General features: G+C 65.6%; 19 protein-coding genes. 8 read left to right on the top strand and 11 right to left on the bottom strand.

The window, feature by feature from the left end:
* Positions 1-216: 216 nt before the first annotated feature.
* The 3 genes from dapA to P3H15_RS47210 all read right to left on the bottom strand — a co-directional run bounded on the left by dapA (position 217) and on the right by P3H15_RS47210 (position 4,041).
* Complete coding sequence (dapA, locus tag P3H15_RS47220) at positions 217-1,116, bottom strand: 4-hydroxy-tetrahydrodipicolinate synthase (RefSeq protein ID WP_276143641.1); 900 nt, start codon at positions 1,114-1,116, stop codon at positions 217-219.
* Between the two features lie 66 nt (positions 1,117-1,182).
* The gene (locus P3H15_RS47215; protein ID WP_276143640.1) at positions 1,183-2,574 is read right to left on the bottom strand and encodes an NAD(P)/FAD-dependent oxidoreductase; all 1,392 of its coding nucleotides are present in this window, start codon (positions 2,572-2,574) and stop codon (positions 1,183-1,185) included.
* A gap of 102 nt (positions 2,575-2,676) precedes the next feature.
* The gene (locus P3H15_RS47210) at positions 2,677-4,041 is read right to left on the bottom strand and encodes an MFS transporter (protein ID WP_276143639.1); all 1,365 of its coding nucleotides are present in this window, start codon (positions 4,039-4,041) and stop codon (positions 2,677-2,679) included.
* A gap of 295 nt (positions 4,042-4,336) precedes the next feature.
* On the opposite strand from P3H15_RS47210, the gene P3H15_RS47205 reads away from it, so the two are divergent.
* From P3H15_RS47205 to P3H15_RS47175, 7 genes are all read left to right on the top strand, one after another.
* Positions 4,337-5,929, top strand: a complete 1,593-nt coding sequence (locus P3H15_RS47205; protein ID WP_276143638.1) for a helix-turn-helix domain-containing protein — start codon at positions 4,337-4,339, stop codon at positions 5,927-5,929.
* A gap of 803 nt (positions 5,930-6,732) precedes the next feature.
* Positions 6,733-7,086: a hypothetical protein gene (locus P3H15_RS47200; RefSeq protein WP_276143637.1), complete on the top strand. Its 354-nt coding sequence runs from the start codon at positions 6,733-6,735 to the stop codon at positions 7,084-7,086.
* A 378-nt stretch (positions 7,087-7,464) separates the two neighbouring features.
* The gene (gene phnD / locus P3H15_RS47195; RefSeq protein ID WP_276143636.1) at positions 7,465-8,409 is read left to right on the top strand and encodes a phosphate/phosphite/phosphonate ABC transporter substrate-binding protein; all 945 of its coding nucleotides are present in this window, start codon (positions 7,465-7,467) and stop codon (positions 8,407-8,409) included.
* A gap of 53 nt (positions 8,410-8,462) precedes the next feature.
* The gene (locus tag P3H15_RS47190) at positions 8,463-9,227 is read left to right on the top strand and encodes a phosphonate ABC transporter ATP-binding protein (RefSeq protein WP_276143634.1); all 765 of its coding nucleotides are present in this window, start codon (positions 8,463-8,465) and stop codon (positions 9,225-9,227) included.
* Complete coding sequence (phnE, locus tag P3H15_RS47185) at positions 9,208-10,068, top strand: phosphonate ABC transporter, permease protein PhnE (protein ID WP_276143633.1); 861 nt, start codon at positions 9,208-9,210, stop codon at positions 10,066-10,068. The genes P3H15_RS47190 and phnE overlap by 20 nt, the downstream gene beginning before the upstream one ends.
* Before the next feature lie 2 nt (positions 10,069-10,070).
* Positions 10,071-10,829 carry a tyrosine-protein phosphatase gene (locus P3H15_RS47180; protein WP_276143632.1) on the top strand — a complete coding sequence of 253 codons (759 nt, stop codon included), beginning with the start codon at positions 10,071-10,073 and terminating at the stop codon, positions 10,827-10,829.
* Positions 10,826-11,539: a TetR-like C-terminal domain-containing protein gene (locus P3H15_RS47175; protein ID WP_276143631.1), complete on the top strand. Its 714-nt coding sequence runs from the start codon at positions 10,826-10,828 to the stop codon at positions 11,537-11,539. The genes P3H15_RS47180 and P3H15_RS47175 overlap by 4 nt, the downstream gene beginning before the upstream one ends.
* A gap of 40 nt (positions 11,540-11,579) precedes the next feature.
* On the opposite strand, the gene P3H15_RS47170 is transcribed toward P3H15_RS47175, so the two are convergent.
* From P3H15_RS47170 to P3H15_RS47135, 8 genes are all read right to left on the bottom strand, one after another.
* Positions 11,580-14,870 carry a protein kinase gene (locus P3H15_RS47170; RefSeq protein ID WP_276143630.1) on the bottom strand — a complete coding sequence of 1,097 codons (3,291 nt, stop codon included), beginning with the start codon at positions 14,868-14,870 and terminating at the stop codon, positions 11,580-11,582.
* 252 nt (positions 14,871-15,122) lie between these two features.
* Positions 15,123-16,958 carry an acyl-CoA dehydrogenase gene (locus tag P3H15_RS47165; protein ID WP_276143629.1) on the bottom strand — a complete coding sequence of 612 codons (1,836 nt, stop codon included), beginning with the start codon at positions 16,956-16,958 and terminating at the stop codon, positions 15,123-15,125.
* Between the two features lie 175 nt (positions 16,959-17,133).
* Positions 17,134-18,045: a dioxygenase gene (locus P3H15_RS47160; RefSeq protein ID WP_276143628.1), complete on the bottom strand. Its 912-nt coding sequence runs from the start codon at positions 18,043-18,045 to the stop codon at positions 17,134-17,136.
* Positions 18,042-19,118, bottom strand: a complete 1,077-nt coding sequence (locus P3H15_RS47155) for a maleylacetate reductase (RefSeq protein ID WP_276143627.1) — start codon at positions 19,116-19,118, stop codon at positions 18,042-18,044. The genes P3H15_RS47160 and P3H15_RS47155 overlap by 4 nt, the downstream gene beginning before the upstream one ends.
* Complete coding sequence (locus P3H15_RS47150) at positions 19,115-20,338, bottom strand: FAD-dependent monooxygenase (RefSeq protein WP_276143626.1); 1,224 nt, start codon at positions 20,336-20,338, stop codon at positions 19,115-19,117. The genes P3H15_RS47155 and P3H15_RS47150 overlap by 4 nt, the downstream gene beginning before the upstream one ends.
* Before the next feature lie 121 nt (positions 20,339-20,459).
* A complete protein-coding gene (locus P3H15_RS47145) occupies positions 20,460-22,031 on the bottom strand; it encodes a class I adenylate-forming enzyme family protein (RefSeq protein WP_276143624.1) in 1,572 nt (523 codons plus the stop codon).
* A gap of 16 nt (positions 22,032-22,047) precedes the next feature.
* Positions 22,048-23,523, bottom strand: coding sequence for an aldehyde dehydrogenase (locus P3H15_RS47140; protein WP_276143623.1), 1,476 nt, complete (start codon positions 23,521-23,523; stop codon positions 22,048-22,050).
* Positions 23,524-23,533: 10 nt separating this feature from the next.
* Positions 23,534-24,379, bottom strand: coding sequence for a p-hydroxycinnamoyl CoA hydratase/lyase (locus tag P3H15_RS47135; protein ID WP_276143622.1), 846 nt, complete (start codon positions 24,377-24,379; stop codon positions 23,534-23,536).
* Between the two features lie 126 nt (positions 24,380-24,505).
* Here P3H15_RS47135 and P3H15_RS47130 point away from each other — a divergent pair, with 126 nt between their 5' ends.
* A complete protein-coding gene (locus P3H15_RS47130; protein WP_276143621.1) occupies positions 24,506-24,988 on the top strand; it encodes a MarR family winged helix-turn-helix transcriptional regulator in 483 nt (160 codons plus the stop codon).
* Positions 24,989-25,742 lie beyond the last annotated feature (754 nt).

The following is a 25,742-nucleotide window of genomic DNA, read 5'->3' as shown; positions in this document are numbered from 1 at the left end:
GTGATCAGCGGCGCCGAGCCGGGTGCACGGCGTACCGTCACGTCCTCGACGGGGGGTGAGATGGTCATCAGAGGTACCTCCATGAATGGGGCTCGCGGTGTGGGCCGGGCCGGGGACCCAGTTCTCGGTCCGTGCATCGGCGTCGGGTGGGGACTCGGTTCGGGGTGGCGCCCGAAACACCGCCGACTGCGGCGCGGTCCGGGCAGTGGTGTCGTCCTACTTGGCCGTCGACAACTGCGGGAGGGCCACGGCGGCAGCCGAGATCGCTGCCGCAGCCGCGGAGTCGAGGTCGAGGGTGGGCTTGCGGCAACCTCCCACGGGGAACCCGACGGCGTCGAGAGCGGCCTTGACCGCGGCGTTGTAGGGGGCGGCCGTGATGGCGTCGATGAGCGGGTAGATCTGCGCCCACTCGCGTCGTGCACGGTCCAGGTCGCCGTTCTGCAGGGCCTGGTAGATGGAGACCAGATGGGCCGGAATCACGTTCGCCGACCCCGACATGACACCTGCGGAGCCCTCGGTGAGGGCGGCCAGGAACAGGCTGTCCCACCCGACGAACGTCGAGATGACGTCGCCGTGGTTGTGGATCAGTTGCCCGGCGTACGCCATGTCGGCGCTGGTGTCCTTGATGTATCGGATGTTGTCGGCCTCGGTGGCGAGCCGCCGGACCAGGTCGGGTGTCAAGGGGACACCGGTGGCGACGGGGAGGTTGTAGAGCATGATCGGAATGCTGACGGCGTCGGCGACGGTCCGCAGGTAGTGCACGGTCTCCTCGGTGGTGAGGGGCTCGTAGTACGGGGCGACGACCATCAGCACCGATGCACCGGCGGCCTCGGCGTGCTTCGACAGTTCCACGGCTTCGGCGGTGCTGACGGCGCCGGTCTGGGCGATGACCGGCACGCGGCCGGCGGTCTGATCGATGACGGTCTCGACGACCGTGCGGCGTTCGGCGTTGCTGAGGGCGGCGAATTCGCCGGTCGACCCGCAGGCGACGACGCCGTCGACGCCGCCGTCGATGCTGCGGTCGACGACCCGGCGCAGCGTGCTCGCGTCGATCTGTCCGTCGGGGGCGAAGGGAGTGGTCAGGGCGGTCAGAATTCCGTGCAGCTGAGCGGTCATGGGGATACTCCTTGTGTTGCGGCCGGGTGAGCGGCCGGTGGCGGGCGGCTGTGCTTTGGGATGTGGTCAGTTGGCGGCGGAGACCGGGCTCAGCAGGCGATGGGCGGGGCCCTGCCGGTCGGTGGCCAGCAGGCTCTGAACCTCTTGTGCCGCGGTGAGTCCGGTGCCGATGGCGCTTTCGGTGTAGAGGCTGCCGAGGTAGTCGCCGGCCAGGAAGACGCGGCCTCCGCGTCGGGTCAGGGTGGGCTGCAGCTTCGCCCGCCCGGGGAAGCAGTAGGGTGCCCCGGTCGGGAACTTGTGGACCTGCGACTCGACGACCGTGTCGGCGAAGCCGGGCAGGATGTCGTCGAGATCGTCGAGGTAGGTCTTGATGATCTCGTCATCGTCGCGGTCGAGGAGTGAGCGTCCCAGGCTTGCCGGGGAGAACGTCATGAGGCTGCTGCCGGGCTGGCGTTCCTGTTCGTACCCGCGAACGATGTTCGACATGTTCAGCAGCACGTTGAACGATCGCTTCGGGGTGGCGATGGCGTAGGAGTTGTCCCAGACCTGGCGTTCGGTCTCGTTGGTGAGGAACGCGGCACTCACATGGGTCCCGTACTTGACTTCGGACAACGCCTGGCGGATGTCACTGTCGAGGTCGACGGCGATCTTGTGGCTGACGGTGGCCGGGGTGGCCAGCACGACGGAGCGCGCTTCGACCTCCTTCTCGACCCCGTCCTGACGGTAGCGGACAACGACGGAGTTCTTCTTGTGCACGATCTCCTCGACTGCGGCGCCGAGTTGCACCCGGTCGCCGAGCGCGGCGGCGATGCTCCCGGTCAGGGTCGAGGGGCCACCGACGATGCTCTGGGTCAAGCCGCCGCCGATACCCCACACCAGGCTGAAGTAACCGACCCCGGCACCGGCGGAGATCTGGTCCATGTCGCCGGACGAGCGGGTGACGGTGGGCTTGAACAGGGCCTCGACGTCCTCGGGCAGATCCCCGACGAAGTCGGCGAAGCTGCGGTCGTTCATGAAGTCGTAGACCCGCTGCTGGCGGGTGGCCTCGTCCTCGCCGGGGCGCAGGCCGACGATCTTGGCGTACTTGGCGACCGCCAACCCCACTTTGGCGCCGGACTTGAGCACCCCGAGTCGGGAGGACATCGGCATCGGCACCCGGAACGGGTAGCTCTCGACGCGGCCGTTGAGCAGCAATGTGCCGTTCATTGCCAGCCCGGTCAGCGATCCCGGGACCGCCACCGAGTCGACGCCGGTATCGCCGAGGAGCCATGCGGTCGAGGAGTTTCCGCCGGCGTAGACGTGTCCGCCCCAGTTGAGCCAGTACGGTCCTCGCCGCTCGGAGCGGATGCGGCCGCCGACCCGCTCGTCGGATTCGAGCAGGACAGTGTCCCAGTGACGCAGCCGCCAGCCTGCGGCCAGCCCGGCGATTCCGCCTCCGACGATCACGACGTCTTTCATCGATCTACCTTTCCTGATTTCATTGCTAGAGCGTTGGTTCGGCCGGTCGGCCGGTGAAGAGTCGAGGTGCCCGGTACTGCTGTCGGGTCGACCTCGGGTGGGTCAGGCGGCCGGTTCGACGGTTCCTGGACTGTGTTGGCCGGTCTTCGTCGGCAGCGAGGCACTGTCACTGAGACTCAGATTGCGTGTCTCCGGCGCCCACAGCACCGCCGTCACCGCTCCGACGATCGTGATGCCTGCGGCGATGAGCATCGTCGCGCCGATACCGAGACCGGTCAGCGACAACGGGACCAGATAGGTTCCGACTGCGGCCCCGATCCGGCTCAGCGACGACGCCAGACCGACGGCCGAGCCTCGCACCTCGGTGGGGAAAAGCTCGTTCGGGTACACCCATTGCAGAATTTGGGCCCCGCCGATGAGGACGGCGTACGCGCTGAAGAGTACGAGCACCACCGCGGTGGAGGCATTCGGGAAGACCCCGAGCCCGAGCAGGGCGAGTCCGGACCAGGCGAAGCTGTGAATCAGCAAGGGGCGACGGCCCATTCGGTTGACCACCAGTACGGCGGCCACGCAGCCGATCATGAACATGACGGTGATGACGGCAGAGCCGAGGTGGGCGAGGTCGCCTTCGAGGTTGAGGGCGGACAGGATGGCCGGCGCGAAGGCGTAGACCGCGAACAGCGGGATGATCGAGCATGTCCAGAATGTCGTCACGAACATCATCCGCTTGAAGTAGCCGCCGCGGATCAGGGCGCCCACGTTCAGGTTCTCCCCGGTTTCTTCATCCGGAAGGTCGTCGACGGTCACCCCCGGCCCGAATACCGTCGCCAGGGCGGCATTGGCCTCCTCGATGCGGCCTCGCTTGAGCAGCCAGCGGGGAGATTCCGGTGTTCCGAATCGGGCGAGGACGATGATGATCCCCGGCACCGCTGCGCTGGCGAGCATCCACCGCCAGCCGTTCTCGTCGACACTGAGCAACAGCTCGCCCACGATATACGCGGCGGCGGCACCGACGAACCACATGGTGGTGAAGAATCCGATGAGGGGCCCGCGGTACCGACGGGGAGCGAACTCGGCGAGAAGCGAGGTCGCGATGGGATAGTCGGCGCCGACTGCCATCCCGATCAACAACCGCAACACGAACAGCCAGACCGCGTCCTCGACGAAGAACTGGGCGATCGAACAGACGATGATCATGCCCAAGTCGAGGGTGAACAGCACCTGTCGACCGAAACGGTCGGTCAGCCAGCCACCGGCGAAGGCGCCGAGAAGGATTCCGACGAGCGACGAGGCACCGATCAATCCCTGCGCCGAGGTGGACAGGTCCAGATGTGGGGTGAGCTGGACCATCGCGACGCCGATGATGCTGAGCACGTAGCCGTCGAGGAAGGGCCCACCGGAGGAAAAGAGCGCCAGCCGTTTGTGGAAGGGAGTCAAGGGCGAGTCGTCGAGAGCATTGGTAGTCAAGGTGATCTCCTCGATAAGCCAGGGAAGGTCGGGGTTTCGCCAGAGGGGCAAGCTACACAGCGCCGGAAATCGCCGGTCAGGGCGTTTCAGCTGGCGTTGCAATGAACGTCGAACCTCCGAGGACTGATTCGCGATCTCCGTACGGGGGAAGCACCTGAGGTCTTCGGCCACCTACCGAGGTACGCGGGGTCGTGCAGTTGATGGCCACGAGTATGTGTCGCTCAATTCACATTGCGCGAGATGCGCGCACAAAATCGACATTGTTGAGTCATAAATCAGGGCATATAATCTGGCGATGTCGAACAGCCTCCTGCAGATCACCGATCGGGATCGCACAGCGCTGGCCCGGATGGCGGTGGCAGCACAGTCGACACGCAACCAGGCCATGCGAGCGGAGATCGTGCTCGCCTGCACCGAGGTGAGCGTCGCCGAGGCAGCGCGTCGCGCCGGGGTGAGCTTTCGTACCGCGATGCGGTGGAAGCGGCGGTTTCAGGAGGATGGACTGGCCGGACTCGACGATGCCCAGCGCTCGGGACGCCCGCGGTATCCGCAGGAGGTCATGCACGCGATCGTGACCACGTCGCTGCTCGAACCGCCCGCCGGAAAGTGGACCACCCGTTCGATCGCCGAGACCACCGGGATCAGTCAGACGACAGTCAGCCGGATCCGGCGACAAACGTTCCCACCGGCCCGACCAGGCGACGCGCCGATGCTGGCCGACCAGAGCGCTCTGCTGGCATTCGTCCACATCGACCCCCATCGCCGCATACTCGGCTTCTACGCGCCCGCCGAGACCCGGGGGGCACACCGGCGGCGCCGGGCGCCATCCACCTCCGTCACCGATCCCCTCGAAACGGTGCTGTGCGCGGCCCTCGCCGGAGAGAAAGGCACCCACCGCCTCGCACCGACCGAGGCCACGACCACGCTCTTTCGTCGCGCGATCGACGGCACACCGACCGATCGCAGCATGACCCTGTTTCTGGATTTCACCCCCGACACCGCAGCGGAGCGGTGGCTCTCCCGTAATCCCCGGATCGACGTAGTCGTCGTTTCCCACGACCTGTGGCTTGCACAGCTGCACCCACTCGCCGACAACATCGACACCCGCCAACTGCCGGAACTACTCGAAGTCCAACGACTCATCCATTCCTGGTATCGCCAACCGGAAGGACCATTCACCTGGTCCCGCATTGTCCCAATTTTCGGTTCACTGACTCAAACTGTCACACGAGAAGAGGGATCGTTACCGACACAGGCAGCCGTCGTCCGCGGCCTGTACGAGAGCATGGCCGACGGGACACTCCACGCCGGCGGCAAGATCGCCGAGCGCAAGCTCGCCACCCGCGTGCAACTGCCCCGCAGTGCCGTCGCCGACGCACTGAAGCAGCTCGCCGACGAAGGACTGATCAACCAGGACGACAGCGGGCGCTCCTGGATCCCGACTCCCACCGAACGCGATGTGTCGGAGACCTACACCGCCCGCGCATTCCTCGGCACCACCCTGATCCGCAGGCTCGCCGCCAGCGACGAACCACTTCCCCACCGCCTCGACGCCCTCCACGACGAAGTCGTTCGCCACGCAACCGAGGGCACGAGCCTCATCACAGGATTCATCGACCTCGACTTGCAGGACGAACTGGCCAGGGCCGCGCACATGCCGAGAACGGAAGCGATGTTCGTGCGCCTCACCCTGCAAGTCCGGCTGTTCGTGACCACGATGGGCTTGAACTACCAATATCCCAAGGACGACATCGTCGAAGGCGGCCGACAGTTACTCGACGCAATCCACGCACACGACGTCGACGCCGCAATAGCAGCGTGGCGCAGCAAGGTCGACCACGCTGCCCACTACATGCTCGAACAACTCGCCGGACCCACACAACGATGAGTCGAGTCGGCAACAAGAACAGGATCTGCCGACACGCCGGCAGTGATCACCATAGGAATCGAGCGGCGAAATATGTTGCAGCTTATTATGTTTTGCAACATTCAATGAGCCGGAATGCAAATGTTAAACCCCAGATCAGATGAATGGTTCAGCCGCTACCCATTACCACCGGGTGAGAAGTGCCCCTGCGGCGCACCTAGTAGTACTTTGTTGCGCGACCAGGGAATGGAGGTGACCTTGTGTAGGTGACCTGTGTTCGTAAGCTCGTCGTCGCTTGCCGGTGTGAGTCCGGTCCGGGTAGCTGTCAGGGGGCCCGGTAGCAGACTGGCGGCTTCGTGGGAAACCTGCGGGGTCGAAGCCCAGTGTCGAGAGCCCTTCAAAGGGGGAGCAACCGATCGGTCCGTAGCATGAAGCGAAGCCTGCGGCGTCGTTAACTACCCGCCTTCGGGTGGGCACCACAGGGAGTGCCGAGCCGCCAGCATCACGGTGAAGGCCATGGAAGACGCTGAAGACCTGGATGCGCAAGGGTCGAAGAACTCCCCGGCGTATGGGGTGCGGAACGTTCGGATAGTGACGGCGGGACTGGTGAGGCCCTCCCCGGCCCGGCGACCTGCGGAAATATGTCGCCGGAGGGTGGTGCCCTATAACCGATGACCTCGGGAAATGGGTGGCCTGTCGGGAGGGAGTCGGAGGCGGTCGTAGTACCGATCGAGCCGAGCGGACAACAGAACCGTCGGTGAGGGAAGGGCCGCTGCTCCGTCGATGTGTCGTGTTCGTTGAGAGGGGCCTGGTGAGTGCCGGTGATGGCTAGTTCCGCCACGGTGGGGTCCGGGTTGGACCCGGTTCGAGATCCTCATCATGCGCTTTACCGGGCGGCCAAGGCCGATCCCCGGCGACGGTTCCATTCGTTACGGGACAACGTCTTCCGCAGAGGCGTTCTGTGGCGGGCGTGGGTGGCGGTGCGTGCCAACAATGGCGCACCGGGTGCCGACAAGACCACTCTGGTCGAGGTCGAGCAGTACGGGATCGAGCGGCTGCTCGACGAGTTGGCTGCGCAGTTGCGGGAAGGAGCGTATCGGCCGTTGCCGTTGCGGGAGAACCGCATGTACGGATTGACGGGCGGGAGCTGGAAACGGAACCAGATCGACCACGGTTGAGGGGAAGAACGATCACGTCGACGCGGTGGACCTGCACCGGCCACGCGCCCGGCGACCAAGCGCTGACCGGGGACACGTTGAGGTAGCCCTGATTCGGTGACGGTGTCGACCGCGGCTTCGGCGGCGTGCCGTGCGGCGGACCGCCCGGAGTCCGCGGGCGAGACAACGGACACACCAAGCAGAAATATCTGAAACTCAGAGTCGTAGAAAACGCTCGATTAGGCCCGCGATCCTAACCAGAAGTCGAGAACCGCAGTGCCGCGTCCACGGAGGCGCCGCCCGGCATCAACTGATCCGGTAATCGAGCGTTCACCTGGCGTTCGATTTGAGGTACCGCGTTCTCGTATTTCGACGTCACCTGTTGAGGATTGAATCCCGGTGTCCGTGCCCACGGAGCTTTGCCCCTCAACGAAGGACATCATGCGTATTCATGCCGCGCCCATAGGCATACTGTGTCTCACCGCCCTACTCGCAGTTGCCGGCTGTCAGGTTTCCCGCACCGACAGCGAGAATTCCGCCCTCGCGCCTATCACAATTGCAACACTCCCACTCGGTGATGACCCGACGACCGCCAACCCGATCGAGAGCCTCGGCGAGCTGATCGAGAAGGAGACTGGCCGGAAAGTCGAGATCGTCGATGTACCCGACTATCTCAGCGTGGTCGAGGCGATCAGATCCGAACATGTCGATATCGGGTTCATGAGTGGGTTTCCCTCGGCCCTTGCGGTGAACACCGGCGACGTCGACGCACTCGTGGCCTGGGAAGGCAACGGTGATCCGGTATCGACGTGCGTCGTGCTCGATGATTCGCCGGTGCAGACAGTTGATGATCTTCGCGGCAAGACGATCGCATTCGCGGATCAAGCGTCGAGCAGCGGGTACTTCATGCCCGTGTACATGCTTCATGAAGCTGGCCTTGAACAGGGTAAGGACTTTGACAGCGTGTTCTCGGGCGGGCACGAGGGAAGCTTCGCGGCCCTTCGCCAGGGACAGGCCGACGCGGCATGTACAGCGATCGTGCTGACGCAGCGCGGAGCGCCGGCGTTCCCCTTCGCAGCGGGGGAGTGGCGCGCAATCGGGGAAAGTCCTTCGATGCCGGTGATGGCCACCGTGCTGGCGAGGCAATCGCTCGACGAACCCACACGCTTATCGCTGCAGGAGGCGCTTCCGAAGGTGTTCGCGGAGGAAAATAGGGAGGCACTCGGCGCCATGGCGTCCGGCACCGTCGGCCACACCATGATTGCGGATCCCGACCCCAAGGTGTTCGGCCCCTTCGTCGACATCGCCGCGGTTGCCGGCGTGGACCTGGGAGACCTCAAGTGAGTGGCGTGCCAGCCATACCCGTGCTGGAACCTATCCCGGTGGGACCTACAGCCGTGGCACCCGTCGTGACCGTACGTGATCTGCAGGTCGCCTACGGTGACCACACGATTCTGCGCGGCGTCAATCTCGACGTCCACCCCGGCGAGATGGTGGCATTGCTTGGGTCGTCAGGATCGGGAAAGTCAACGCTCATGAAGAGCCTCACGGGCTTTGCCCCTGTCACGGGTGGCGTCGCACAGATCGCAGGTCACGATCTCACCGCTCTGCGGGCGGGAGAACTGCGGCGACTGCGAGCGAACGTGGGACAGATATTCCAACAGTTCAATCTCATCCCGCGGATGAGCGTGCTGAACAACGTGCTGACCGGTGCACTACACCGTGCCGGCCCGCTCAACCTAGTCGGCGGATTCACCAGCGAGCACCGAAAGCTCGCACTGCACTACCTCGACCGGGTCGGCCTGTCCCACAAGGCAAAGAGCCAGGCGCGCCCGCTAAGCGGCGGCCAACAACAGCGCGTTGCGATCGCTCGCGCCCTCATGCAATCACCTAGCGTGATCCTCGCCGATGAGCCCGTCTCTTCTCTTGATCCAACGCTCGCCGACTCCGTACTCGTACTCCTGCGCGAAATCGCCAACGAGCATGCCATTCCGGTCCTGGTGAGTCTGCATGTACTCCCACTCGCACTCACGCACAGCGATCGCATCATCGGACTCCGAGGCGGCGAAATGCTTATCTCAGCCCCCACTGCCGAGCTCGACGCAGACAAACTGTCCGTGCTTTACCACGAGGAGCACCGCGATGACCGCGACCTCGCCTGAACTCTCTCAGGCCGCAAACCGGCAGACGGCGCGGGCGCCCGACAAGCTCGACCCCGCCGAGCGTCGACGCCTCGAGCGTGCGTTCTCCATCCCACGGACGCGCTTCCTCGCCAGTGTTCCGGTAGCGCTGGCCATACTGCTCTGGTCATTCTCGGGAGCCGAGTTCAACTTCACCATGCTCGCCCAGGGCTCGATCAACATGGGCGAGTTCCTATCGCGGTTGTTCCCGCCCGACTTCGCAAAGTTCGGGACCATCCTCGAACTGCTGGTCGAAACACTTCAGATGGCCGTGGTCGGTACAGTTCTCGGTGCTGGACTGTCGTTGCTCGCCGCGCTCGCGGCCTCCTCGAACATCGCACCCCCATGGCTGTACTACCCCACACGGTGGGCAATGAATGTGATCCGATCGATCCCCGATCTCGTATTTGCGCTAATGTTCGTCTCGGCGGTTGGTCTCGGACCCTTCGCGGGCATCCTCGCAATGACGCTCGGGTCAGTTGGCTCGATCGGCAAGATCTATGCCGAGGCCATGGAGTCCGTGGACCGCGGCCCCGTGATCGCGATGCAGGCAGTGGGCGCTTCGAAACGCCAGGTAATCAGCTACGGAATCTTGCCGCAAGCCGCACCCGTACTCGTGTCGTACACACTGCTGCTCTTCGAGGGCAATGTGCGTGGAGCCACCATTCTCGGGCTCGTCGGTGCCGGCGGCATAGGACTCGAACTCACCACGGCGATGCGGATGTACGACTACGGACATCTCAGCGCCATCATCATCTGCATAATCGCGCTCGTCACGGTGATCGACCAGTGCAGCGCGCTCATCCGAAGGAAAATCACCTAACCATGACCGTTGACATCGTACCGACCGTCCCCGTCAATCTGCGTGATCTTGGCGGCATCCCGATCGCCGGAGGCACCCTGCGCAAGGGATTGGCGATCCGCGCCGACGACCTCTCCCTCGTCACGGAGGAGGCCGCACGCGAGCTCGTAGACGGCGGCCTCTCCGCCGTCATCGACCTACGCACCAACGACGAGGTTGCGATCACCGGACGTGGCCCCCTCGCAGAGCATCGAGTTTCGTATCATCACCTGTCACTCGTGGCGAGCGTCCATTCCGATCTACCCACGTCCGACGAGCGCGCGTTCGTGCTCGAGTACGCAGCGATCGGGGAGTTGTACGTCCGCCTGTTCGAAACTGCAGCACCACAACTTGCGAGCGCACTGTCGATCATCGCACTGACACCAGGCGCAACGGCTTTCCACTGCGCCGCCGGCCGCGACCGCACCGGTGTCCTTGCTGCTGCGCTTCTCCTCGCGCTCGGCGCCACCGACCAACAGATCGTCACCGACTACGCCCGTACCGATGCCAACATGGCCGCCGTCCTGGAACGCCTGCGCCCCAGGACCTCATTACTCATGCAGCGACTCGGCGTGAACTGGGATGGCACGACGCAATTTCCGAACGAACCCATGGACGTCTCAATGCACATCCTGCTCAACGAATTACGAGCGCGCCACGGCGATCCGCTTACCCCGCTTCGCGCCGCCGGCCTCAATGACGCAACGATCGCACGGCTGCGTGAGCGGGCACTCACCGCATGACGACGCTCGACGATGCCGCGCCCGCGCCCGCTCCGCGCCAGAACCACCGCGGGCGCGGCCCCGGGCGCCCACGCCACGAGGAGATCGACGGGCAGATCCTCCACGCGGTCCTCGAGCTCATAGACATGGGCACACCCGTCACCGCGGCGCACATCGTCGAGCGAAGCGGCGTCGGTCGCGCCGCCATCTATCGGCGCTGGAAATCACTCAACCACCTCATTGCCGCAGCTCTCGACGTCGGCATGATCAACCACCCGCCGATTCCGACCGACGGCGACCTCCGCCAAGCGATCCTCGACTTCCTCACCGGAGCGGCGACCAGCGGTGAGGTCGCCGACTATCCGCACGAGCGGTTTCGCCACCGGATCCGGCTCGCCATGACCGATCCCACCCTCCAGAAGGTCTACTGGCAGTCACACACCACCCGCCGGCGAGTCGTACTCGAAGAGGCATTGCGCGCGGGCATCGATCGGCGCATGCTTCGGCCAGACCTAAACGTAGAAGCGTGCTTCGACCTCATCGCCGGTGTCTCCTACTACCAAGTCGTCGCACGCGGCGAACGAATCGACAGTCCCGCGACCGAGGCGCGAATACACGCGGCGTACGAGATCGTCCTCGACGGCATCTTTATCCGCGGCCCCCACATCGACAGCCCTCGCGGTGGTGACGATCGCTCACGAGCGGCGCCATACACTCGTCACCAGTCCTGAACGAGCAGCACTGGTGGTACGTACGCGCCGATTCCGAACCTCAGGAACGTGCAGGCTTCGATTCCACCACCCATGCTGCGATCTGTGCTCGTGACGTGAATCCCAATTTAGTGAGTACGTGCTCGACGTGTCCCTGCGCGGTGCGTGGGGAGATCACCAAACGCGCAGCGATCTCTCTGTTGGTGAGCCCCTCCGCGACCAAATCTGCTACCTCCCGTTCCCGCTTCGTCAATCTATTCGGGGCGCCCGAAGGACGCGAAGAAGGCTGGATCTGTTCGCTGAGCGCGTAGGTGACGGCGGCGTCGAAGGCGAGGGCGGCGCCATCTTCGCGAGAGGCGGCGAACACCCGATCTCCCAGGCTCTGGCGCGTTTCAATTTCGCACTTGTCCTGGTGCGCATGCAGTCCGGGCACTCCCACTGTCGGGCTCCCCACTGACCGGCTGAGCGCCTCTGCAGCTCCCATCAACACGACGGCGCGCCGAGCGTTGTGTTCTTCGGCGGTTATCCAGGCCAATACTTGCAGGCAGACGCTGGCGTTGAGGGGGTCGTTGACCAATTGGTCTAGTTGCAACGCTCGCCGGAGTAATTCAATTGCTTTAGTTCGGTTGCCGTTCCGCCAAACAGCGACGGCGAGGGCCCAGAGCACGTATGACCGGTAGACGGATTCGCCTCGCGCTTCGGTGATTGCGAGTGCGTGCCCTAAGCATTCGATTGCTTCTTCTCTATCGTTTTGCAGGTCGTGCAGTATGCCGAGGAGCCCGAGAGCGATGACTTGAAAGAGGAGGTCGCCCTGTGCGGTATAGACCGAGATTGCATTCTTGAGTGATGTGCGGGCGTCGGACAGATTCTCGCCGAATAATGTCAAATACGCGTCGGCGAGAGCGAGGTGCGCGTGCACAATGGGGTCGGTCGCCTGGTCGGCCAGTGCTCGCACCTGGTCTACAAGGGCCCTCGCCACTGGAACGTCGCCCTGTACTCCGGCGAGAAAGCTGTCGACGAAGAGGGCCTTGATCCGGTCGACGGTGGACGGTCCAGATTGCTGGGCAAGGAGGTCGTCGAGCCAGCGTCTGCCTTCGTTGTAGAGGCCTTGGGAGGCCCAGAAGAGCCAGAGTGCGGACGCTGTGCGGAGGCCGGCGCCGGAATCGTTTTTCACGCAGAATTCGAGTGCCGCGCGGATGTTCGGAAGTTCCTGCTCCAATCGGGTGACCCAGTCGAGTTGGCGTGGGCTGATCCATTGGTCCTGCGCCTCAAGTACCAAAGCTTCGTACCAGGTTTGGTGTAGGCGACGAGATGACGTGTCCTCGTTCGTCAACTCGAGTATCGCCCGACCGTAGTCGCGGAGGGTTTCGAGCATTCGGAAGCGCACGACCGAGCCGTGTTCTTCTCTGATGAGAATGGATTTCTCGACTAGGGATGTGACCGTGTCGAGCAGTTCTTCGTGGGTTGGGTCTGTGCCGCACACCCATTCCGCCGCTTCCAGTTCGAAGCTTCCTGCGAACACCGACAGCTGTCCCCACACCATTTGCTCACGCGCGGTGCACAACTCGAAACTCCAGTCGATGCACGACCGCAAGGTTTGTTGCCGCGTTGGCGCGCTTCTGTTCCCGCGGGTCAATAGAGCGTAGCGGTCGGTTAACCTCTGAAGGATTTGTTCGGGTGCCATCGCCCGCAATCGGGCCGCAGCTAGCTCGATCGGTAGTGGCAACCCGTCCAGCCTTCGACAGATTCGCGCAACGGTGACCTTGTTCTCATCGGTGAGTTCGAACCCCGGGACGGCCGTGGCCCCCCGATCGACGAACAACGACATCGCGTCGTCGCGAGACAGCCTCCTCGGCAGGTTGTCAGGATCGGGAAGCGGCAGTGGGGGAACCGTGAGAACTGCTTCTCCGCCGATGCTGAAGGGCTCGCGGCTGGTGGCGAGAATCCGCACGTGAGGGCAGGCGCGGAGCAAGGTTTCGACCAGTTCGGCTGCCGCAGCGACCAACTGCTCGCAGTTGTCCAGCACGAGCAGCATCTTTCGTGGAATGAGATAGTCGACGAGCACCTCGTGGACGGGTCTGGCCGACCGATCACGTAACCCCAGAGCGGCCGCCACTACATCGACCAGCAATGACTCGTCGCGCAACTCGCCCAACTCCACCAGCGACACGCCGTCGGGGAAATCGTGGTGAGCCTTGGCAGCGACTCGCAACCCCAATCGGGTCTTTCCCACTCCGCCAATTCCGCTCAGGGTGACAAGCCGCGAGGTCGACAGCAAGTTCTTCGCCTCGGCAAGTTCTTCGCGACGATCGATGAAACTGGTCAACTCGAGCGGAGGGGAGGCCGGTCGACGTGATTCAGTTACTGTCGGGAACGCGCCCCTGCCCGACGCTTCGGCTGCCGCAGGGGCCATCGGTCCACCGCGCGACTTGGCTTTCGACTCCACTCCCGGCTTCGGTTGCGAAGCAGCGCTGCCGACCGGGACGCCTAGTCGAAGTTGGGAGCCTCGGAGTTGCTGAGCCAGTTCGGCAGCCGTGGGTCGGCTCCGCAGCTCATTGGACATTGCACCTTCGATGAGGACGCTTACGTCCTCCGGAATCCCGTGTTCGCGGGGATTCGGAACAGGTTCGCTAGTGATTCGCAGGAACTGCGCCACCAGCCGCTCTCCACTGCGGCGTTCAAAGGGCGCATACCCGGTGAGCGCCGTGAACAGCGTGGCACCTAGACCGTAGACATCCGCGCCGGCAGTTGAAGGCTCGCCGGATATGACCTCGGGGGCGGTGTACGAGGGCGACCCCGTTACGACACCGGTGGAGGTCTCGAATCCGCCGGCGATGTGAGCGATACCAAAATCGGTCAGAGCGGGCTCACCGTAGTTGGAAAGCAGAATGTTGCCGGGTTTGACGTCTCGGTGAAGGATCCCCAGTCGGTGTGCCGTGTCCAGTGCGCTGGCAATTTTTATCCCGAGCTGCAGCGCCGCCTCCAGGGGGAGCGGTCCGTCGCGACGGATCCGCGCCTCGAGCGAGTCGTGAGCGTAGTAAGGCATGACGATGAAGGGCCGACCGTGGTTGGTGACGCCGACCTGGAGGACATCAACGACGTAAGGGTGCCCGGTCAGCTGGCCTGCCGCACGCTGCTCGCGCAGGAACCGTGCCTGGTTCTGCTCGTCGAGATCGGCGGTGAGGACTTTGACCGCGACGGTGCGGTCGAGTGAAGTTTCAGTGCAGCGATAGACGACACCGAACCCGCCGCGGCCGATCTCGTGGGCGTCTTCGAACCCAATCGAAGCCAGCTCCGCGGTGACGGAAACAGGGAGGTCGTATTGGGTCGCGAATGGATCGACGTCGGGCATCGACTATTGCGATTCATCGGCTCTTCGCCGCGGCAGAAAGAGCTTCATCACCGCACACCTCCCGCTGACTTCACCCAGGATACCGCTTGCCGAACGCGTGCTTCCGATATCGACTTGCACCAGTACTTGACCGACCCCCTCACCGCCCACTAGCCCGGCCCGTTGTGGAGGCTGTTGTCCACCCTCAGGGGCCTGTGGTTCGCACCTCACTTGCTGCGTGCGCTGGTATACGCAGGCGGTCGAGCGGGCGGGTCAGAAGGCGGTGCGAGGAAGCTCGACGAGGTCGCTGCTGGTGTGGTGCATGCTGACCAGTTCCGCCGGGATGGTCGCGACGACGTGACGGGCGAACCATCTGCCGGTGGCTACCTTGCCCAGGTAGAAGTCGCGATCGGCGGCCGCGGCCGCGGCGGTGCGTTCGTCGGCGATCAGCGCGCTGCGCAGCAGCAACCAGCCACAGGCGAGGTTGCCGATCTGCAGGAGCAGCCGGGTGGTGTCCTGGGCGGCGAGGGGACGCCGGTCCTTGTCGTCGGTTGTGCCCCAGCGGTCGGTGAGCAGGGTGCGCATGTCGCGGACCGCGTCGATCCCGCCGCGCAGCAGGGCCTGTTCGGTGGCAAAGGTGTCGTTGCTGTCGTCGTCGGCGGTCTTGTCCATATCGATGAGCAGTCGTTCGAGGGCGGCTCCGCGATCGCGCACGATCTTGCGGCTGAACAGATCCAATCCTTGGATGCCGGTGGTGCCCTCGTAGAGGGTGTCGACCTTGGTGTCGCGGACGTACTGCTCGAGGGGGTAGTCCTCGAGGAACCCGGAGCCGCCGAAGATCTGCAGGCTTTCCTGGCCGAGGATCCGCCAGGCGGTTTCGGAACAGAATCCCTTGATCACCGGCAGCAGCAGCTGATGGCATGCATCGGCCTCGGTGTCGAGCGTGCCCTGTGCACGGGAGATCTCGATGCGGTCCTGCTGGGACGCGGCATAGAGGATCAGTGCCCGCATGCCCTCGGCGTAGGCCTTCTGGGTCATCAGGGAACGGCGCACGTCGGGGTGGTCGATGATCGGGACGGCACCGGGAGCGGTGTCGGTGCGCACCAGGGGCTGACCCTGGACCCGGTCGAGGGCGTACTCGCGGGCGTTGAGGTAGCCGGTGGAGAGGGTGGCCATCGACTTCACCCCGACGAGCATCCGGACATGCTTGATGATTTCGAACATCTGCTGAATGCCTGCGTGCCGGTCACCGAGCAGCCAGCCCACCGCGGGCTGTTCTCGGCCGAAGGTGACTTCGCAGGTGGGGCTTCCGGTGATGCCGAGTTTGTGTTCGAGGCCGGTGGCGTAGACACCGTTGCGTTCGCCGAGTTCACCGGTGCTGGGGTCGAAGTGGAATTTCGGGACCACGAACAGGGACAGTCCCGCGGTGCCGGGTCCGCCGGCACCGTCCACCCCGACCGGGCGTGCGAGCACCATGTGCACGATGTTGTCGGTCAGGTCGTGATCGCCGTAGGTGATGAACCGCTTGACGCCCTCGAGGTGCCAGGTTCCGTCCGGTTGGGGGATCGCCCGGGTGCGTGCGGCGCCGACGTCGGAGCCGGCGTCGGGCTCGGTGAGCACCATGGTGACCATCCACTGGAGTTCGGTGATCAGCTCCGCCAGACGCTGCTGCGGTTCGGTGCCTTCCTTGTGCAGGAGCCGCACCACCTGCGGAATGACGTTGAGGCCCTGGGGGATCGCCGCGTTCGCGCCGAGCATCAGCTCGGTGACGCACCAGCGCAGGGTGGGCGGGACGGCTTGCCCGGACAAGTCCTCGGGCAGGTCGAGGTCGAGCCAGCCGGAGGAAAGGTAGTCGGCGGCCGTGGCGCGGTAGTCCTGCGGCAGGCGGACACTGTGGGTGGCGGGGTCGAAGGTGACGGCCGCGCGGTCGACGTCGCTGAAGGACAGCGCCAGCTTGTTGGTGGCGTACCGCTCCGCCTCGTCGAGCACGGTGTCGGCGGCGTCGGGGGTGACGTCCGCGAACGGCGCCGAACCGTAGACGCCGTCGCGTCCGAGCAGTTCGAACAGATCGAACCTGATGTCCCTCAGGTTGCTGCGGTAGTGGCTCATCGGGGGGTCCCTCTCAACGCGTATATGTATCAGTAATACTGATATAGGTAGATTAGATGTTCGGATAGCTCTTCACTGGTGCATGCGGCGTCCTCGGTGCTTTCTGCCGCTGGGGATAATTCCGCGGACACTCGGCTGGAGTGGTGTCGGTACACGTATGCAAACCAAGTACGAATCACGGTGCAGTGGGTGGTAGGACGATATCGAACCGTGTCCGTGACCAGGAGCGGCCGCCCAGTTCCCGGCCGTCCGGGGTCGGTGTTCCCGCCGGCTGTTCGGTGAAGTCCTTAATCAGCGACTCCTTGACCCCGAACACGCTGTCCGAGTGCAGGAGTGCATCCCCACGGACGAAGATGTGGGTAACCAGGGTGCGGCACCGAACGGCGGTGACCATGAAGTGCAGGTGACTCGCGCGCATCGGGGAGCGGCCCGCCGCGGCGAGCATCGCGCCGACCGGACCGTCGTGGGGGATGGGATACGGGGTCGGGGTCAGACCCCAGAACGAGTACCGGCCCAGCTCGTCGGTGAACAGGTGAGCGCGGCCGGTGACCCGGTCGTCGGGGTACTGGACGTCGTAGAACCCGTCTTCGTCGGCCTCCCACACCTCGATCCGCGCGCCGGGAATCGGGGAACCGTCGAGTCCGGTGACGGTGCCTTCGATCCAGCAGGGTTGGCCGGGGGCGCCGCCGGAGATGTCGCCACCGAGGTCGATGCGGGGCGAATTCTCGACGAAGAACGGCCCGAAGACGGTGGCCTCGGTGGCCTCGCCCTCGGCTTCGTTGTTCATCGTGATGGTCTGCATGGACGCACCGAACACATCGGAGAGGAGGATGAATTCCTGCCGCCGGTCATCGGTGATGTGCCCGGCGGCGGTGAGGAACTCGATCGCCGTGTTCCATTCGTCCTCGGTCAGGCGCACCTCGCGCAGGAAGGCGTGTAGGTGTCGGGTCAGCGACTGCAACACCACCTTCAACCGCTCGTTGTCGGCGCCGTCGAAGCTGGCGATCACCTTCGCGGTCAGCTCTTCCTCACGTCGGCGCTGTTCGGGGTTGCTGGTGGCGGTCTCGTCGACGGTGCGGGACGTCATGACGGGAAGCCTTCCGATGAGGGCGGGTCCCCGGCCCAGGCGGCGCGGAGCAGGACCTCGAGGTTGCCCGGTGTCACCTGGCGCGGGGTGGTGTCGGGGATGAACGGCAGGATGAGTGCGACGGCCTCGGGAATGTTGTCCTCGGTCAGCCCGTGATCGGCCAGGGCGGTGGGCGCGTCGAGCCTTGCACGCAGTGTGTTCAGACCGTCGAGCGCGCGTGCGGTGCCGAGGGCGGCTGCGATCCGGGCTTCGGCGGCGGGTGCGGCGGGGGCGAGGAAGGCCAGGACGTACGGCAACACGACGGCGTGGGTCTGCGCGTGGGGCAGGTTGTAGGCGCCGCCGAGGACGTGGCAGATCTTGTGATGCATTCCCGATCCCGCCGAGGCGAACGCCACCGCGGACAGGTAGGCGCCGTAGAGGCAGTCCTCCCGCCCGGCCATGGCGTCGGGGTCGGCCTTGACGGCCGGCAGCCCGGTGTTGAGGGTGCGGATCGCTTCGGCGGCCAACGCCTGGTTGATCGGGTCGGCGCGCGGCGCCCACATCGAGTCGATGCTGTGCGCCAGGGCGTTCAGACCCGAGGCCACCGACAGCTCGGCCGGCAGCGAACTGGTCAGGTCCGCGTCGTAGACGACCGTGACGGGCAGGACCCTGTCGTCGACCCCGGTGGTTTTGCGGGAATCTTCGGTCAGCCCCCAGACGTTGGTCGCCTCCGAACCGGCGTAGGTGGTCGGGACGGCCACGATGGGCAGCCCGGTGGTCAGGGCGATCGCCTTCGCCAGGCCGGTCGTCGACCCGCCACCGATGCAGACCAGCAGGTCGATTCCATGCTCTGTGGCGGCGGCCCGGGCCTTCTCCGCCTTTCCGATCGGCACGTGCGGGGCGACGTCGTCGTAGCGTAAGGCCACCGTGATGTGCTCGGTGACCGTCTGGGCGATCGCCTGCTCGGTGGGGCCGGCGATCACCATGACCGCTCGCGCGCCGAGCCGCTCGACCTCGGCGGCCAGGTTCCGCGCCGCCCGTCCGGTGCCGAACAGCACCCGCTGCGGCAGGGTCACATGTTCGAAGGTCGTCATCGGACGTACGCCTCCCGTGCGGCCAGTTCGGCGTCGTATCCGTAGAGCCAACCACTGGCCACCAGGGGATCCTGCTGGGCGAGTCCGGCATCCCGGGTGATCTGTTCCGGCCCGTCGGGCAGGTGGTTGATCTCCTTGCGGCCGCGGCTGAGCTGCTGGACCTTCGTCGTGCGGGGCAGGCGAATCTCCTCGTAGGTGCGCAGCGCCCGACCGGGATCGGCGGTGTCCGCGGCCAGGCACTGGGCGAGCGCGGCGCCGTCCTCGATGGCCTGGGCGGCCCCCTGGGCGAAGAACGGGAACATCGGATGCGCGGCATCACCGAGCAGCGTCACCCGACCCCGCGACCACTGGTCCAGTGGTGCGCGGTCGAGCAGCGCCCACCGGCCCGGCGTCCCGGCCGCGGTGACCAGATCGGTCAGCCGGGGATCCCACCCGTCGAACTCGGCGAGCAGTTCTTCGACTGTGCCGGTGGCGCTCCAGGATTCGTCGGTGAAGTCACCGGCGGGGGCGAAGGCCACGATGTTGACGGCCTTGCCGCCGGAGATGGGGTAGTGCACGAGGTGATGGTCCGGTCCGATCCACAGGGTCTGCACCGGCCGGCGCGCAAACGCCGGTGCGTCCGCGGCGGGAACGAGCGCCCGGAACGCACACATCCCGGAGTACTCGGCGGGCGCGGGGGTGGTGATGGCGCCGCGGATGACCGAGTGGACCCCGTCGGCGCCGATGACGACGTCGGCGTCGACGACGGACCCGTCGCCGAAGTGCAGGCGCGCCCCGTCCGCGTGCGGTTCGATGCCGGTGCACCGCATGCCCAATCGGATCAGCTCCGGCGGGACTGCCGCGCGGACCGAGTCGAGCACGTCGGCGCGGTGCGCGACGTAGGACCGTTCGCCGTACAGGGCTTCGCAGTTGTCGGTGAGCTGCTCGGCGGAGAGGATCTCCCCGTTCTGCCAGCGTCGGAATTCCCAGCCGACCTCGAGGGGGACCGCCTTGGCCAGGAAGGTGTCGAACTGGCCGAGCCGGCGGATCATCCGCACCGCGTTGGGGGAGACGACCAGTCCGGCTCCGACCTCCCCGAGCTGGGGTGCCTGCTCGTAGACGGTGACGTCGAGACCGGCCCGGTGCAGGAACGCTGCTGCCGCCACTCCGCCGATACCACCGCCGACGACGGCGATACGGGGGGAACCGGTAGAAGAGGAATCGGGTGTGGGTGTACTCATGGGAAAGGCCTTTCTGCCTCGATCCGCCGGCGTGCGGAGCCGCCGGGGGTCTCGCCGTATACCGGCGAAATCACCGACCGCGCGCTGGGGGTGTGGCGCACCCGTTCCGGTGGCGGATGGGTCAGCGCTGTACGGGGGTGTCCTGGGAGATGGGGGTCAGTTCGCGGCGCAGGAGCTTGCCGACCGGGCTGCGGGGCAAGCTCTCACGCCGTTCGAGGACGCGGGGGATCTTGAATTTCGCGAGCTGTGGGCGCAGGAACTGTTGCAGCGCTTCGAGTTCGACGGTGTCGTCGCAGACGATGACCGCGGTGATGATCTCACCCCACACCGGGTCCGGGCGGCCGACGACGGCGGCATCGCGGATCCCGGGATACTGGACGACCAGGTGCTCGATCTCGGCGGGGTCCACGTTTTCCCCGCCGGTGATGATGATTTCCTTCGACCGCCCGGTGATGCACAGATCGCCGTCGACATCGATGAAGCCGCGGTCCCCGCTGACCAGCCATCCCTGTCGGAACGTCTCGGCGGTCGCGGTTTCGTTGCCCCAGTAGCCGGAGGCGATGTGCGGTCCGCGCACGAGCACCTCGCCGACCTGGCCGGGCGGAAGGTCGCGGCCGTCGTCGGAGACGATCCGCAGATCCGTCAGCAGCGCCGCAGGCCCGGATGATGCGGACTTCAGTGCCGCGTCGGTGGACCGCCGGAAACTGACCGACGGTCCGGCCTCGGTCAGCCCGTAGCTGGCGAGAACCGGGACACCGCGCGAGGCCCACAACGCCACCAGTTCCGGCGGCATCGGGGCGCCGCCGCCGAGAATCCACCGCAGACTCGAGGTGTCGGTGCCGGCGAAACCGGGATCCTGTGCCATCAGGGTGAGCATCGAGGGCACCGCGAACATGGTGGTGACCGCGAACTGCTCGATCTGCTGCAGGCACCGACCGGCGTCGAACTTGCTGTCGAGGATGACCGTGCCGCCCTTGTACAGGGTGGCGACCGCGAGGGTATTCAACGCCGCGACGTGCGACAGGGGGGTGTTCACCAGCGTCACATCGTCGGCGACGATGTCGAGTCCGAGCAGGGTGTTGACCCCGTTGAAGAACAGTGCGCCGTGACTGAGGGTGACCCCCTTGGGGTGCCCGGACGTTCCCGAGGTGTAGACGATCAGCGCCTCGGAGTCCGCCGCCGGTCGGTGCTCCGGCGCGGGCCCGGCAACGTACGCCGGCAGGTGCGGCACTGCCAGGTCACGTCCCTTGTCCAGAGCCAGGATCGGTATGCCGTCGATGCCGGGCACCTGGCGGGCGGCGTCGGCGGTCGCCGGTGACACCAGCAGCACGCGTGCGGACAGATCCTGCAGGATGTAGCCGACATCGGCGGGCGGCGAGGCGATACCGATCGGGGTGAAGACCGCCCCGATCCGTGAGCTCGCATAGAGCGCGATCAGGATCTCGGGGCGGTTCTCCGAGTAACACACCACACGATCGCCGGGCCGAACCCCCTGTGCGGTCAGAAACGCCGCCGCCGCCCGGATCCGGTCGAGAAGCTGTCCGTAGGAGATCCGTTCGTCGCCACAGATGATCGCGGTGCGGTGCGGTTGACGTTGCGCCCGGCGCTCGACGAGCTCGCCGTAGCGCAGGCCGGTGAAGCCGGCGGATCCTCCCGGACCGGAGTCCGGGGCGGGGGTGGAGAAGGCGTCCATCGAAAATTTCTCCCGGTCAGATCGGGTAGTGGCGGTCGTCGCTGGAGACGGTGATCCACCGCAGTTCGGTAAATTCTTCCAGAGCCGCGGACGAGCCGAAACGCCCGAAGCCGCTGGCCTTGACCCCACCGAACGGCATCTGCGCCTCGTCGTGCACGGTGGCGCCGTTGATGTGGCAGATCCCGGACTGAATCCGCTGCGCCAGGGTCAGGCCCCGGCCGACATCACCGGTGAACAGGGCGGCGGAGAGCCCGTAGTCGGAGTCGTTGGCCACCCGCACCGCCTCGTCGACACCATCGACCTCGATGATCGGGGCGAGGGGACCGAACGACTCCTCGGAGTAGATACGGGCGGCCGATGTGACACCGGACAGCACGGTGGGCGGGTAGTACAGGCCGTCCGCCACACCGCCGGTGACCACGGTGGCGCCCTGAGCGACCGCATCGGCGACCAACGCCTGCACGTGCGCGACGGCGCCCTCGTGCACCAGCGGACCCAGCTGGGTGCGCGGATCCTCCGGGTCACCGACCACGAGCTGCGCGGCCCGCTCGGCCAACAGGGCGGTGAACTCGGCGGCAACCGCGCGGTCGACGATCAGCCGCTCCGTCGACATGCAGATCTGGCCCTGGTTCATGAACGCACCGAACGATGCCGCGGCGGCCGCGGCCTCGAGGTCGGCATCGGCCAGCACGACGAACGGTGCCTTCCCGCCGAGTTCGAGAACCGTTCGCGTCAAATGCTTCCCAGCCTTCTCGGCGATGATGCGTCCCACCGTGGTGGAGCCGGTGAAGTTGACGCACCGCACCGCCTTGTGCGCGATCAGCGCCTCGACCACCTCGGCGGCATCCTCCGCGGCGTTGGTGACCAGGTTCGCCGCACCGGGCGGGATGCCGGCGTCGATGAGGCATTCGATGATGGCGGCATGGGTCGCCGGGGTCTCCTCCGACGCCTTGAGCACCACGGTGTTGCCGTAGGCCAGCGGCATGGCGATCGCCCGGACACCGAGGATGACCGGCGCATTCCACGGTGCGATGCCGACCACGACCCCGACCGGCTCCCGCACGGCGAGCGCGGTCAGCCCCGGCACGTCGGAGGGGATGACCTGGCCGACCGTCGAATAGACCTGGGCGGCGGCCTCACGGAACATCCCGGCCGCCAGATGGACGTTGAAATGGCACCAGGAGGCGGCGGCGCCCATCTCCTTGCCCATCATCGCCGAGATGGCCTCGCTGCGTTCGTCGAGGAGTTCGGCGGCCCGCTCGAGGACCTGCCGGCGGGCGGCGGGGGAGGTGGCGGCCCACCCGGCGGCGGCGTCGGCCGCCGCGTCGACGGCGCGTTCGGCGTCGGCACGGGTGGCGGCCGCGACCCGGGCGATCGGTTCGCCGGTCAGGCGGCGTGTCTTGACGATGAAGCGACCGCCGGCGGCGTCGACCGGATCTCCGCCGATGCGCAGCGGAACGGTCACCACGGCGGATTCGGTGGTGGAGGTCATCGGCGTTCTCCTATTCCGCGGTGGTGGCGTAGGTGCCCAGGCCCGGGCGGTACGTCTTGTCGTCGAGGAACTGGGTCATGCCCTGCTCACGTGCCTCGGTGTCGAACAGGATCGCCTGGTCGTGCTTGGCGTAGAGATAGTCCTCGGCGGCCTCCCACGACATCAGCCGCGAGTGCCTAAAGCCCATCTTCGCCCCGCGGACCACCCACTGGCTCAGGCTGGTCAGCTGCAGGGCGAGTTCGATGGTGCGGGCGCGGAGCTGATCGGCGGGCACGGCCTCGTTGACCAAACGCATTTCCGACGCGCGCTTTCCGTCGAAGTGCTGCCCGGTCATGATGTAGAACATGGCATCGCGGGTGGGGATGGTCTCCGCCAACGCGCGAGTGACCAGGTTGCCGGGGGTGACGCCCCAGTTCACCTCGGACAATCCGAACGTCGCGTCCTCGGACGCGATCGCCAGATCGCAGGAGACGAGCGGCACGAACGCCCCGCCGAAGCACCACCCGTTGACCATCGCGATGGTGGGCTTGGCGTAGTTGAGGAGCTTGCGGTACTGCCAGTTCGTGCCCTCACCCCGCACCCGGTGCTGCACCGAACGGGGCTTGCCGTCGGTCTCGCGGAAGTACTCCTTGAGATCCATACCCGCCGAGAAGGCGTCGTCGGTGCCGGTCAGCACCACCACGGCGCAGCGGTCGTCATCCTCCAAATGATCAAGGGTGGCGAACATTTCGCGGTTGAGGGTCGGGTTCATCGCATTGCGCTTGTCCGGGCGGTTGAACCGGACCCAGGCGATGCGGTGCTCGTCGAACTCGACGAGGACGGTGTTACCCCAGGGTTCGTTGGTGTTGTCGGACATGGATGTCTCCGTTCGATCGTCCGGCCTGGCGGCCGCGACACAAGTGAGTGCGCTGGTCAAGAAGCCCCGCGCTGTATCAGAAACTCTGATATTGAAAGTATCAGTGATTCTGATAACCTGTCAACCATGACTATCGAGGCACTCGAGGATGGGACCGCCCAGGATGTCGACGGAACGCCGGCCAGGGTGACGTATCTGGTCAAACGGCTCGAGTCCGCAGTCCGTCGCGACCTCGATGCCGCCATGCAGGCTCAAGGATTGACCACGCCGCAGTACGCAGCGCTGAGCATCCTGCAGCGGAACCCTGGACTATCGTCGGCCCAGCTTGCCCGTCGCTCGTTCGTCACCGCTCAGTCGATGCAGGTCATGGTTGCCGCGTTCGTGCGCAGCGGGTACATCGAGCGTCACCCCGATCCCGACAAGCAACGTATCCTGCGCAACTACCTCACCGACGCCGGAATCGACGTGCTCGACCGATGCGAGGAGGCGGCCGATCGCATCGAAGATCGAATGCTGGCTGGAATCAGTAGGTCTCAGATCTCTCGACTTCGCGAGATCATGACCACCTGCGTGCAGAACCTGACAGATGGACCTCACCCCGGCGACTGAGAAGAGGCCCGCTCCGCCTCGGAATCCGACGTCAGACGCGGCCCGGTCGGGGTAGGCGCGGGCTGATCGGTTGCGGGATCGACGCGGTCCTCTCTATCGGCGGCGTGGCCACCAATGTGACCGTCGAGGGCGCAGCCCGGGAACGGGATGCGGTCCACTAGGGCTACCGCGTAGTCCTGGTTTCGGATGCTTGCGCAGCCGTTAACCGACGAAGCGCACGAAGCGACCCCTGGCCTCCATCTCGCTGCTCGGCGCAGTGAAGGCGTCCCCTGAGATTCGGCACGGTCGAACGTCACGATGGATAGGTCACGGTGCCGACCGGCGTACACGCCGTGGATAGTCTGTGTCCTGTGTCCTGTGTCCTGTGTCCTCGAGCTCGGAGTAGCGCGTGATCCAACGCCGGAGGTATGAGCTTTCTGCGCATTCGGGAGGGGGCGATGGCGCACTTGCCTTTCCGGTCGCTACGCGGTGCCGACGCTTTGATCTGGATGGCCCCCCGTTCGACGGTGTCGCGGGGACAGTACAGGTGGGGACCCGGGCCAGAGGTGCTAATCCGGAAGCCCTTAACCTTCCGCCGTGCGATCTGCCCGGATCGAACTTGGCATCGTCGATATGTCTGGTCTACAGCGGTTCCTAGTAGCGTGTCGCTGCTTAGTTCTGCCTTGTTTCGTTTAAGTTGGAGGCGGTAGACTTCCCCTTCCCTCTGCCGGTCAGGACTGTTGTCAATGCCTTCGCAGAAGAAGCGTCCGGTGAC

It is taken from the genome of Rhodococcus sp. T2V, from assembly GCF_029269925.1.
Taxonomy (GTDB): domain Bacteria; phylum Actinomycetota; class Actinomycetes; order Mycobacteriales; family Mycobacteriaceae; genus Rhodococcus_F; species Rhodococcus_F koreensis.
Note: the sequence above shows the minus strand (reverse complement) of the source record. Positions and strands in the feature narration are given on the sequence as shown.

What these genes read in the sequence shown, in the direction of transcription:
- P3H15_RS47215 (WP_276143640.1), bottom strand. Translation starts at nt 2,574, where the DNA reads ATGAAAGACGTCGTGATCGTCGGAGGCGGAATCGCCGGGCTGGCCGCA.
- phnE (WP_276143633.1), top strand. Translation starts at nt 9,208, where the DNA reads ATGACCGCGACCTCGCCTGAACTCTCTCAGGCCGCAAACCGGCAGACG.
- P3H15_RS47130 (WP_276143621.1), top strand. Translation starts at nt 24,506, where the DNA reads ATGACTATCGAGGCACTCGAGGATGGGACCGCCCAGGATGTCGACGGA.
- P3H15_RS47175 (WP_276143631.1), top strand. Translation starts at nt 10,826, where the DNA reads ATGACGACGCTCGACGATGCCGCGCCCGCGCCCGCTCCGCGCCAGAAC.
- P3H15_RS47180 (WP_276143632.1), top strand. Translation starts at nt 10,071, where the DNA reads ATGACCGTTGACATCGTACCGACCGTCCCCGTCAATCTGCGTGATCTT.
- P3H15_RS47150 (WP_276143626.1), bottom strand. Translation starts at nt 20,338, where the DNA reads ATGAGTACACCCACACCCGATTCCTCTTCTACCGGTTCCCCCCGTATC.
- P3H15_RS47140 (WP_276143623.1), bottom strand. Translation starts at nt 23,523, where the DNA reads ATGACCTCCACCACCGAATCCGCCGTGGTGACCGTTCCGCTGCGCATC.
- P3H15_RS47165 (WP_276143629.1), bottom strand. Translation starts at nt 16,958, where the DNA reads ATGAGCCACTACCGCAGCAACCTGAGGGACATCAGGTTCGATCTGTTC.
- P3H15_RS47205 (WP_276143638.1), top strand. Translation starts at nt 4,337, where the DNA reads ATGTCGAACAGCCTCCTGCAGATCACCGATCGGGATCGCACAGCGCTG.
- P3H15_RS47135 (WP_276143622.1), bottom strand. Translation starts at nt 24,379, where the DNA reads ATGTCCGACAACACCAACGAACCCTGGGGTAACACCGTCCTCGTCGAG.
- P3H15_RS47170 (WP_276143630.1), bottom strand. Translation starts at nt 14,870, where the DNA reads ATGCCCGACGTCGATCCATTCGCGACCCAATACGACCTCCCTGTTTCC.
- P3H15_RS47200 (WP_276143637.1), top strand. Translation starts at nt 6,733, where the DNA reads ATGGCTAGTTCCGCCACGGTGGGGTCCGGGTTGGACCCGGTTCGAGAT.
- dapA (WP_276143641.1), bottom strand. Translation starts at nt 1,116, where the DNA reads ATGACCGCTCAGCTGCACGGAATTCTGACCGCCCTGACCACTCCCTTC.
- P3H15_RS47160 (WP_276143628.1), bottom strand. Translation starts at nt 18,045, where the DNA reads ATGACGTCCCGCACCGTCGACGAGACCGCCACCAGCAACCCCGAACAG.
- P3H15_RS47145 (WP_276143624.1), bottom strand. Translation starts at nt 22,031, where the DNA reads ATGGACGCCTTCTCCACCCCCGCCCCGGACTCCGGTCCGGGAGGATCC.
- P3H15_RS47155 (WP_276143627.1), bottom strand. Translation starts at nt 19,118, where the DNA reads ATGACGACCTTCGAACATGTGACCCTGCCGCAGCGGGTGCTGTTCGGC.